This is a genomic window from Mesorhizobium sp. M0227 (assembly GCF_040321855.1).
Taxonomy (GTDB): Bacteria; Pseudomonadota; Alphaproteobacteria; order Rhizobiales; family Rhizobiaceae; genus Mesorhizobium.
In genome coordinates this window covers 22494-32630 of sequence record NZ_JAMYSJ010000045.1, presented here as the reverse complement: position 1 = coordinate 32630, position 10137 = coordinate 22494, and the positions used below count along the sequence as shown (strand labels likewise).

Annotated in this window: 10 protein-coding genes; 6 read left to right on the top strand and 4 right to left on the bottom strand. The window is 63.3% G+C overall.

The features are described from left to right. From NKJ00_RS31045 to NKJ00_RS31025, 5 genes are all read left to right on the top strand, one after another. A partial coding sequence (locus NKJ00_RS31045) for a beta-barrel domain-containing protein (protein ID WP_502906420.1) occupies positions 1-304 on the top strand: 304 nt, incomplete at its 5' end. Between the two features lie 358 nt (positions 305-662). After that, on the top strand, positions 663-1148 hold the full coding sequence (gene parS, locus NKJ00_RS31040) for a type II RES/Xre toxin-antitoxin system antitoxin (RefSeq protein WP_352612182.1): 486 nt from the start codon (positions 663-665) through the stop codon (positions 1146-1148). Then, positions 1145-1654, top strand: a complete 510-nt coding sequence (locus NKJ00_RS31035) for an RES family NAD+ phosphorylase (protein WP_352441449.1) — start codon at positions 1145-1147, stop codon at positions 1652-1654. Before parS ends, NKJ00_RS31035 begins: the two co-directional genes overlap by 4 nt. 229 nt (positions 1655-1883) lie before the next feature. Beyond that, positions 1884-2321 carry a hypothetical protein gene (locus tag NKJ00_RS31030; protein ID WP_023813918.1) on the top strand — a complete coding sequence of 146 codons (438 nt, stop codon included), beginning with the start codon at positions 1884-1886 and terminating at the stop codon, positions 2319-2321. Between the two features lie 175 nt (positions 2322-2496). Continuing rightward, positions 2497-3606 carry a DUF4432 family protein gene (locus NKJ00_RS31025; protein WP_352612184.1) on the top strand — a complete coding sequence of 370 codons (1110 nt, stop codon included), beginning with the start codon at positions 2497-2499 and terminating at the stop codon, positions 3604-3606. Here NKJ00_RS31025 and NKJ00_RS31020 read toward each other — a convergent pair. The 3 genes from NKJ00_RS31020 to NKJ00_RS31010 are packed head-to-tail and all read right to left on the bottom strand — an operon-like array spanning position 3603 to position 7429. Continuing rightward, positions 3603-4484: an alpha/beta hydrolase gene (locus tag NKJ00_RS31020; protein WP_352612186.1), complete on the bottom strand. Its 882-nt coding sequence runs from the start codon at positions 4482-4484 to the stop codon at positions 3603-3605. The two genes, NKJ00_RS31025 and NKJ00_RS31020, sit on opposite strands and share 4 nt — an antisense overlap. Before the next feature lie 25 nt (positions 4485-4509). Beyond that, positions 4510-6561: a Fe(3+)-hydroxamate ABC transporter permease FhuB gene (gene fhuB, locus NKJ00_RS31015; RefSeq protein ID WP_352632445.1), complete on the bottom strand. Its 2052-nt coding sequence runs from the start codon at positions 6559-6561 to the stop codon at positions 4510-4512. Next, positions 6554-7429, bottom strand: coding sequence for an ABC transporter substrate-binding protein (locus NKJ00_RS31010; protein ID WP_352632443.1), 876 nt, complete (start codon positions 7427-7429; stop codon positions 6554-6556). The genes fhuB and NKJ00_RS31010 overlap by 8 nt, the downstream gene beginning before the upstream one ends. A 510-nt stretch (positions 7430-7939) precedes the next feature. Between NKJ00_RS31010 and NKJ00_RS31005 the strand changes: the two genes are divergently transcribed. After that, positions 7940-8287 (top strand): hypothetical protein, encoded by a 348-nt coding sequence (locus tag NKJ00_RS31005; protein WP_032808338.1) that lies wholly within the window; start codon positions 7940-7942, stop codon positions 8285-8287. 86 nt (positions 8288-8373) lie between these two features. Here the strand turns inward: NKJ00_RS31005 and ggt are convergent, their stop codons facing one another. After that, the gene (gene ggt, locus NKJ00_RS31000; RefSeq protein ID WP_352632441.1) at positions 8374-10113 is read right to left on the bottom strand and encodes a gamma-glutamyltransferase; all 1740 of its coding nucleotides are present in this window, start codon (positions 10111-10113) and stop codon (positions 8374-8376) included. Positions 10114-10137: the final 24 nt, after the last annotated feature.

Below are 10137 nucleotides of genomic sequence, written 5' to 3'. Positions count from 1 at the left end.
CCAAATCCAGCTTGGTCACAAGGCCGTGCTGCGGATGTCAGCCTTCAATCTGAGAACCACGCCGGAATTGAACGGATATGTCAGCCGGATCGCAGCCGATCTGGCGACGGACGAAAAAAACGGCATTTCGTATTACCTGGTGCGTCTATCGGTTCCGCATGCGGAAATGACGAAGCTCAAGGACCTGACGCTCGTGCCCGGCATGCCGGCCGAAGCGATGGTCCAGACGGGCGAGCGTACGGCGCTTTCCTATTTTGTGAAGCCGCTGTCGGACCAAATCAGTCGGGCATTCCACGAGGAATGAAAGTAATCCACAGAAATATATTGTTGGTATTTCTGTTGGTTGTTCGCAGGCTACGTGGGTAGTAACACCCTGAAAGTACTGGCATACTTTCCTCACTTGGATTCCGCCTCTGGGCACCATTTTCCAAACAATATCACTGACTTAACCGTTAGACGCTTAGCCGCCTTGCGCGCCGTTAAGACCCTGCCCACTAAGTCAAATACGACCGCCTTTCCGCCCTTAATTCTAATCATCTGGCTACCGACGCCGCGCACCCGGTCATATCTTCCCGGACTGGGTTCAAGCGCGCCCGCTGCCCACTTGAAATCACCACCGTCAACTGTCATATTTTACGCGACAGTTGACACAGGAGGCGCACATGACGACTACGGCGGATAAGGTCGTTACGGAAGCGAGAGACGGCGGTCTCCAACGAGTGGAGGCACTGCTCGGCGGTTCTCGTATACTGTCGCGTCGATTGACCAGCGCACTTGATGCGCATGAATTGCTTCTAAGTGGCCTGCCGGCCTCAGCGCTAAACCATCTCGTCGGACAACTGGTCTTCATTGACAAGACGGCGTCCCTCGAAAAGGCGGTTGGTATGAGCCTGCGAACCTGGCAGCGCCGCAAAGACGCTCCATCCAAGCCTCTTAGCCAAGAGCAAAGCGGACGGACTTGGAAATTCGCAGAGATCCTGGCGAAGGCGACGGATGTCCTCGGCACGCAGGCGGAAGCTGAGCAATGGTTGGAGCGCCCGGCGATCGGTCTTGACCAGCGCCGTCCGATCGATCTTCTGGGCACTCCCGCCGGCGTGGAACTGGTCGAAGACTATCTCGAACGGCTTGAATACGGCGTCTATGCATGACGCCTCTGCCAATAGCGCTCGGAGGAACGGAACTCATCGCGTGGCGGCTTGACCAGGCCGTCCATGCCGCGACATGGAATAGTGGCGAAGGTGCCTATCGGGTAGGCGGCCGCTGGAACAGCAAGGGCGTAAGAGCTGTGTACTGCTCGATCGATCCCGCCACGGCTATCCTCGAAGTCGCCGTACATAAGGGTTTTCGCGCCCTCGACACAGTTCCTCACACGTTAACAGCCGCTGTCATCAGCGATGCATCGGCTATACATGTCGTCGATCCTGCAAGCGTGCCCAATCCGAACTGGCTGCGCCCCGGCATACCAAGCGCGGGTCAGCAGGCATTCGGGGATGACCTTCTGATGGGCCATCGCGTGGTGGCGATACCGAGTGCGGTCTCTTCACATAGCTGGAACTTGATCTTCGTGGCAAGCGTAGCGACAGATACCTATGCGCTGAAGCTCCAGGAAACTTTTGCTCTCGACACAAGGCTGCATCCCCCGGCCGGCCGCTAATCTGGCCGCGTGGGCGCTGTGTGCAAGGCGTCGGCTCACCGGGAGTCGCAGCCAAAATATCTGCCGCTTGGTGACGGCCAGCAGGGTGGCCATAAAAGCTGGCCAACCGGTCACCGCAAGCATCATTGGCCGAAACAAGTTTGCGCTCTTCTGCCTGCATGCGGATTTAATTTGCTTGGCCACCCCTCAACCCTAGGGCAAACTGCCTGCCGGGGCTGCAGGAGGTGAAATGAGAGCACGCGCAGCAACGCTTGGGGATCTGGAGGATGTCTTTCGTGGTCTGTCCAAGCGGATGTCGGACGAATACGTGGCGGCCGGCAAGGACAGCAAGATCGCCTACGACAATCTGATGATGAATTTGAAGGAAGGCCGCGCGCACGCGCTTGTCGAGGGCGACAAGGCCGTGGCGATTATCGCCTGGCATGAGAACAGCGACGCCGCCGACACGCTGTTCGCCGCACGGGAGGACTTCTTCCGTGCCGCGACCGTTCGCTTCTGCAAGCGGCATATCCGGCACATCCAGGCGCTCGCCGGCAACCTCGCCATCCACTCGCGCAGCTGGCTGCAGGGGCCGGATGTCGCAAGATGGTTTGGCGTTATCGGCTATGTCGAGCGCGGCCGGGAGAATGGCGCCACTTTGTTCGAGCTGCCGCCGGCTCGCGGATAGGCAATCGCGGGATATTGCCTGGCAAGCTTGCAGTTTCGAGCGCTCTCCCAGGAGGGCGCGAAGAGACTTTTCCACCAGCCGTCCTGGCAGAAGCTGTGAGGCGTGCTGCCGTTGATTTCCAGATGTTTCCTGCGACTATCGGCACGCACACTTGCGGAAGATAGAGGTCGAAACAATGCATCTGGACCACTCCGATCACGTCTTCGTCGACCTCGTGCCCGAGCAGTTCGGCCCGTCGGAAACCATCGTCGCGCGCTATCGCGGGCTTGTCGCCACCGCCTTTCGCTATCGATCCGGCGTTGCCGGGCTTCGGATCAGCAACGCGAAGGGCGAAATCGTCATGCTGCCGTTCCAAGGACAGCAGATATGGGACGTGACCTTCCTCGGCCGCTCCCTGACCATGCGCTCGATGTTCGATGAGCCGGTCGCGACCCGGGACTATCTTTCCAACTACGGCGCGTTCTTCATTCACTGCGGCGCTACCGCAATGGGAAATCCTGGCCCGGATGACCGTCACCCGCTTCACGGCGATCTGCCCAATGCGCCTTATCAGGACGTGCAACTGATCGCCGGCAGCAATTCCGAAGGACCCTTCATGGCGCTGACGGGGCGCTGCCGACAGACCGTCGCTTTCAGCCATGACTATGTGATGGAGCCGACCGTACGGCTGCAACTCGATGCCAGCAGCGTCGCAGTCGACATCGTGATCGAGAACCTGAAACGCTCGGCCATGGAGTTGATGTACCTGGCGCACATCAATTTCAAGCCGGCCGACGGCGGGCGCCTGGTCGACACCGTAGCGGATGATTCCGCGGACATTGTCGTGCGCCAGACGCTGCCGCCCTTTTTCACACCGAGCGAAAGCTACCTTGCTTACCGCGATGCCGTTGTCGCCGATCCTTCGCGGCATCGCCTGCTGACCAAGGGCGAGCCGATCGACCCAGAACTCGTGCTGACGATGAGGGCTAAGGCGGACCTCCAGGGCTGGGCGCACGCCTTGCAGGTCCATCCGGACCGTACGGCGGATTTCGTCAGCTTTCGCCCCGACGAGCTCAATTATGCCGTCCGCTGGATCACGCGCGGCGCCGACCAGGACGCACTTGGCCTCGTGTTGCCGGCCACCGCCGAACCAGACGGCTATCTTGCGGCCAAGGAAAGAGGCCGCCTGGTTCGCGTCGTACCCGGGGAAAAATTCCGCTGTGCCCTGCGTTTTGGCGCTATGGACGCGGACGCAGCCGCACAACGGGAACAAGCCATCGCAGCGTTGAGAGGTGAAGGCCGTTAGTCGCAAGCCCTGACCGCAAACGCTGCCTGAACCGCGCGATTGACCGTGACCGGCAGGATCGACATGTGGTTCTCGCCGGCGTGCAGCTCGAAGCGCGCGCGCACGCCCGGGAGAGCATCAAGCCGCTGCGCCATTGCCCGCGCGAATTCGTCGGTGCGTGTCACCTTCTTCTGCCGCAGGCGCTTTTCCTCGTCCTCGGCGCCAATCTGGAACGGCGCCAGCTTCTCGGTCTCGTACTCGCCGGCCGACAGGATCATGGTCGCCGCCAAACCAGCGGGAACGGCGGCCTCGAAGGTTTCGAGAAAGCGGTCGATGGCACGCTCTTCCCAATAGAGGGCGGGGCTCGCCGCCATCCAGGTCTGGAAGGCACACGGCCGCGTGAACAGGGCATAGAGCGCGAACAGGCCACCGAAAGAATGGCCGTAAAGCGCCTGGCGGTTTGTGTCGACCGTGACCCGACTGGCGACCCATGGCTTGAGCTTGTCTTCGATGAAGGCAAGGAATTCCGCTGCCCCACCCGTCCGAACTTCGGGCGTGCCCTCGTAGAAGGGCGGGTAGGTCTTGCCCGGCGGCGGGCCGAGATCCCATGAGCGGCGCAACGGGTCGTAGGCGCCCTCGACGGGATAGCCGATGGCGACGATGACGCCCCAGCCGACATTGGTGCCCGTTGGATAGAAGGCCTGCGCGCGCATGGCGTCGACCGCTGTGCCGATGACGGCGTTGCCGTCGGTCATGTAGAGCACAGGCCAGCCGGCCTCGGGCACCGGCCCGGACGGCACATGCAGGAATATCCGCCAGGCGGCGCCGCCATGCGCCGGGAGGAAGTCGTGGATCGTGGTGTCGGCAATCAAGGCTGGCGCCGCCATCGACTTGGACATGGATATCTCCAGAGGGACAAAAAAGTCAACGGCGGCGCAGCAGCCACATCAGCACCGGGCCGCCGATCAGTGTGGCGACGAGACCGGCCGGGATCTGGCGCGGGAAGATGGCGGTGCGGCCGATCCAGTCGGCGGCGACCATGATCAGCGCGCCGGCGAGCACCGCGCCAATGGCCTGCGGCAGCGCACGGGAAAGGCCAAAGCGACGGGCAAGGTGCGGCGCCATCAGGCCGATGAAGGTCAGCGGACCGACGATCAGCGTCGAGGCTGCGGTGAGTGCCGCGACCACCAGCAGCACGAAAAGCCGCGTCCTCTTCAGGTCAATGCCAAGGCCCTGCACGGCGGCGGGGCCAAGCGGCAGGATGTCGAGCCAACGCATGAAGAAAGGCGCGAGCGCGAAGAGGCAGACGGCGATGCCACCGGTGAGCAAGGCGCCGCCGACATCGACGCCATAGGTCGAACCGGTCAGCCAGTTGAGCAGCAGCATGGCACGCGGATCGCCGGTGGCGGTGAGCACCAGGATCAGCGCGTCGAACAAGGCAGTCAGGGCAACGCCGGCGAGCAGCAGCCGCTCCGGCGCATAGGCGGCACGGCGGCCGATCGCCAGCGTCACCAGCAAAGCGGCGAAGGCGCCGATGGTTGCCGCCGCCGTCTGAACCGGACGTCCGGCATCGGAGAGCGCAAACAGCGCCACCATCATGCCAAGGGCGGCACCGGCGCTGACGCCCAGCACTTCCGGGCTGGCCATCGGATTGCCGGTCAGCCGCTGCATCATCAGCCCGGCAAGCGCCAGCATCGCCCCGGCGCTCAGCGCGGCAAGCACGCGAGGCCACCGCCACGACAGCAAAGGCTGCAGCTCGTCGCCGAAGGCGAAGGTCCAGCCATGCGGACCCGGTCCATAGAGCAGGGCCAGCCCGAGCAGCAAAAGCAGGGCCAGGCCGATCGCCGTCAGTATAAGGCCGGGCCGGCTTGCGCGCGGCAGGCGCGCGGCCATCAAGGTCGGGACTTCCGAGCCAAGAGCAAGGCGCGGCAGCAGCCAGAGAAGCAGAGGCGCGCCGAGAAGTGCTGTGATCGCTCCGGTCGGCAGCAGGTCGCCTTGCGGTCCAGTGGCGATCTGTACGGCCTGGTCGGCTGTCCACAACAGCGCCCCGCCGATCAGCGGCGCCATCACCAGTTGTTGGCCCAGCCGCCGGGCACCGCCGATGCGCGCGAGCGTCGCCGCGGCCAGGCCGACGAAACCGATGACGCCGACAGCGGCAACGACAAACGCGATCAGGGCGACCGCGGCCGCCAGTCCTGCGAAGCGATAGGCGCCGAGCGGCACGCCAAGGCTGCGCGCGCCTTCATCGTCGAGACCAAGCAGGGCCAGCGGCCGCACCATGAGGAAGATCGCCAGCGCCGCGCTGCCGATGCGTGGCAACAGCCACAGTGTCGTCGACCAGTCCTGCTGGCCCAGCGAACCGGCGCCCCAGATGAACAGGCCGGCCAACCATTCATGCCGCAGCACAATGAGGGCAGCGCCGATAGCGCCGGCATAGAGACTGACAACAAGCCCCGCCAGCACGACCGAAAGCGGTGACAGGCCTTTGTGCCAGGACAGAGCGATGACGGCGGCAAGGGCAACGAATGCGCCGCCCAGCGCCACCCATTCGCGGCCAAAGGCAAGCAGCGACGGTGACAGAAGCGTTGCTAGTGCCAGCGCCAGATAGGCGCCGGCCGAGACACCGACCGTTTCGGGCGAGGCGAGCGGGTTGCGCAGAACCTGCTGCAGGACGGTTCCGGCAAGCCCGAGCGCCGCACCGCATAAAAGGCTGACGGCAAGCCTGGGCAGGAAGGCGTAGTGGACGAGCACCTGCCGCATATCATCAATGTCGGGGGCGGCGAGCGATTGGAGCCAAAGCGCCGATGGCAGCTGCACGGTGAGGTTTGAGACGGTTGCCGCGATCGCCGTCGCGAGCAGCACCGCGCAAAGCAGGATCGCGCCTACCGGCTGATTGCCAAGAGAGCCCCATGGCAAGGCGCGGCCCGACGGCGCAAGCTTTCCTTCTTGAGTGACGGCCGCGGCATCCTCAGCCATGGGCGGCCTCCGCGGTCATCGCCGACGCCAGGACCCGAGCAAAACGGCGCGCGGATGGAAGCGCGCCAAACATCAGGACGGCAGGAAGGCGCATGATCCAGCGGTTGCGCACGAAAGGCATGGCGTTCCAGACCGGACTTTCGGTCAGCGTGCCGCCAGCGCCCTCAGGCAAGGGTTCGAGATAGGCGAGGCGCGCATCGCTGGATGTTGCCAGCCCGTCGATACCGACGGTCGAAAACCCCCAGTAATTGGTCTCGGCCGTCCACGCGTTGCTGAGCCCGATGCGGTCGAACACCTCCTGAAACAGGCTCTTTGCGCCGTAGACGCGCACATTGCGGGGGTCCAGGAAGCTGACGACATAGATCGGCCGTGCCGACAGCGGCGCCAGTTGCTGGCGAAGCTCCGTAAAATACGCGTCTGTCGCCACGATCAGCGCTTCGCCTTCGCTTTCCTTGCCGACAAGCCCGGCGAGCTGGCGCGTCGCCTCGACGGCGTGCTGATAGGGCTGCCCGGCTTCGGTGTAGAGACCGATCGTCGTCACCGGAGCCACGCGTTCGAGCAGCGGCTTGATGCCGTCGAGATACGGCATGGACAGGATGATGTCGGGCCTGAGCTGCTGCAGGAATTCAAGATTGGGCTCGAGCAGCGTGCCGACATCGGCGATGTCAGGCGGCAGCCGCGGCTCGACCACCCATTTCTCCCAGACCTCCCGATCGGCAATGGCGACCGGGCTGACGCCGAGCATGAGCAAGGTCTCGGTCAACCCGTCATCCAGGCAGACTATGCGCAACGGACGGGCTTCAGCCGTGGAGAACCCCATGCCGGCGAACGGCAGCGTGAAAAGCCCGAGCGCCTGGCGCCGGGTCATTCGGCTGCGCAAGTGATCGGACGCGGCTCTCGACTGGGGCTCTCGGTCTCTCTGCAATGCGGCGTGCCCTGCTTTTCGGGATACGGTCTCCAGTGACCACTGCCCGGTTGACTATGAACATGAGTTTAATAGTCAACATTTTGATGGCCTGACAAGTCAACTTTTACGCAACCGCGTGCCCGGCGCAGCCGCTTGGCCGCAAGGCGATTCGCCCGTACAACAGCGCTGTGCGATGTGGCCGCCCAAAAAATCACGGCCCGCGAAGCCCAATCCGCGCTCGCATCATTTTTCCTCCACGAAGGCATTCCATGATAGACGAAGCCACGGTCGCCTTTGGGCAGCCGTTTCCTGGATTGCCTGAGAGACCAAAGACGGCCAAGGAACGAACCAAAAAAGCCGGCAGCAAGCCGCCGCCTGAAGACGTCAAGGACCGGTCGAACGCATCAAGGCAGCGCGATCGGGTTGCACTCGGCAAGGCTTGATGATTTGTTGCCGCTATACGGAGAACGAATGATGCGAGAGCCTGCCGGTCAAGACGAATACGGGTCGACGAACCCCTTCGATCCGGACGACCTGCCGACGTTGAACGCAATCGGCCCGAGCATGGGTAGCGGCAATGATTTCGAGAGATATGCCGTTGCCGTGATCATCGTGTTCGGTGCGCTGATCATTGGCGGGCTGATGGCCGCATCGATGGTCTTCGGGCACCGCAACGGCTTCCTCTTCGCGCTTGGCGGCGCCACGTCCGCCTGGATATCCGGAAACGCGCTGCTGCTCGACCGGCCGCGTATCTATGCGCTGTTCGTCGGCATTGCCGCCTTGATGCTGGTTGCGTCCACCCTCACGCTGGTCTTGTGACGATCAAATCGGTGTGAGCCGATCCACTTGAGCAGCGGGCGATCAACCCGAATCGCCACGCTGCACCAAGCTTTTCCTCCGAGCTATCAGTATCCGAGCGCCTCACCAGAGGCCGCGCGGCTGTCGATGGCGCCGTTGTAGCGCGCGCCGCCGCCCTTCTCGATTTCCGCCAGGCTCTTGCCGCCGACCAGGATGCCGGCCGCCTGCCCCCAGGTCTGGTCAGCGAGATCGAGGTGATATCCCATGCCGGCCAGCAGCTTTTCTGTGTCCGGCGACAGGCCGAACGGCTCGACATAAACCTTGTCGGGCAGCCATTGATGGTGGATGCGAGGCGCGTCGATCGCCTCCTGGATGTTCATGCCGTGGTCGATGACATTGACGATCGCTTCCAGCGTGATGGTGATGATGCGCGAGCCACCCGGGCTGCCGATGACCATGAACGGCTTGCCGTCCTTGGCGACCACGGTCGGGCTCATCGACGACAGCGGCGTCTTCTTCGGCTGGATGGCGTTGGCCTCGCCCTGGACCAGGCCATAGAGGTTGGGCACGCCGGGCTTCTGGGTGAAATCGTCCATCTCGTTGTTGAGCAGGATGCCGGTGCCGTCGGCGACGACGCCGGCTCCGAAGGAGCCATTCAGCGTGTAGGTGACCGCGACCGCATTGCCTTCATCGTCGATGATCGAATAATGCGTCGTCTCCTTGCTCTCGCCAAAGCCCTTCGGCATCAGATCCTGCGACACGCCGGCCCGGAACGGATCGATCTTGTCGCGGATATCCCTGGCATAGGCCTTATCAAGCAATTTCGAGACCGGATTGTCGACGAAATCGGGATCGCCGAGCGCGGAATTGCGGTCGACATAGGCGTAGCGCATCGCCTCGATCATCACGTGGACCGTCTCGGCAGAACCGGCACCGAGATAGGAGAGCGGATAGCCTTCGAGCACATTGAGGATTTCGCAGATGATGACGCCGCCGGAGCTGGGCGGCGGCGAGGAGGTGATCTCGTAGCCGCGATAGGTGCAGGTCACGGGCTTGAGTTCGCGCACCGCATATTGCTCGAAATCCGGTTTGGCGAGAATGCCGCCCTTGGCGCCGCTCGCCTTGACGATGGCATCGGCGATGGCGCCTTTGTAAAAGGCATCCGTACCCTTTTCGGAAATGGCGGCGAGCGACGCCGCGAGGTCGGGCTGGACCAGCCGCTCGCCGATGCCATAGGGCTTGCCGTCGGGTTTGAGGAATATGGCGGCGGCCGCGGGGTCCTTCGCCAGCCTGTCGGCGCTGCCGGCAAAAGAGGCGGCGTCGCCCTGGTTGAGGATGAAGCCGTCCTTGGCATAGCCGATCGCCGGCGCCATCAAATCCTGGCGGGACAATTTGCCGTATTTTTCGCGGGCCAGTTCCAGACCGGCCACCGAACCCGGCACGCCGACCGCAAGATAACCGTCGAGACTCGCCCCCTTCACCGGGTTGCCGTCCTTGTCGAGATACATGGTTTTTGTCGCCGCCAGCGGCGCCCGCTCGCGGAAATCGAGAAAGGTCGATTTGCCGTCCTTGAAGCGGATGGTCATGAAGCCGCCGCCGCCGACATTGCCGGCATTGGGGTAGACGACCGCGAGCGCATAGCCGACGGCAACCGCCGCATCGACAGCATTGCCGCCCTTCTTCAAGACCTCGATGCCGACTTCGGACGCCAGATGCTGGGCCGTCACCACCATGCCGTGCTCGCCCTTGGCCGGTTGCGGGGAAGCGGCAAAGGCGCTCGTCAACGGCGCCAGGGCGAAGGTGATGCAAAGACTGGCGGCGATCAGTGTTCTGCGGGTGAGCGGCATGGCGTGCCTCCGGGAGCGTGAGGG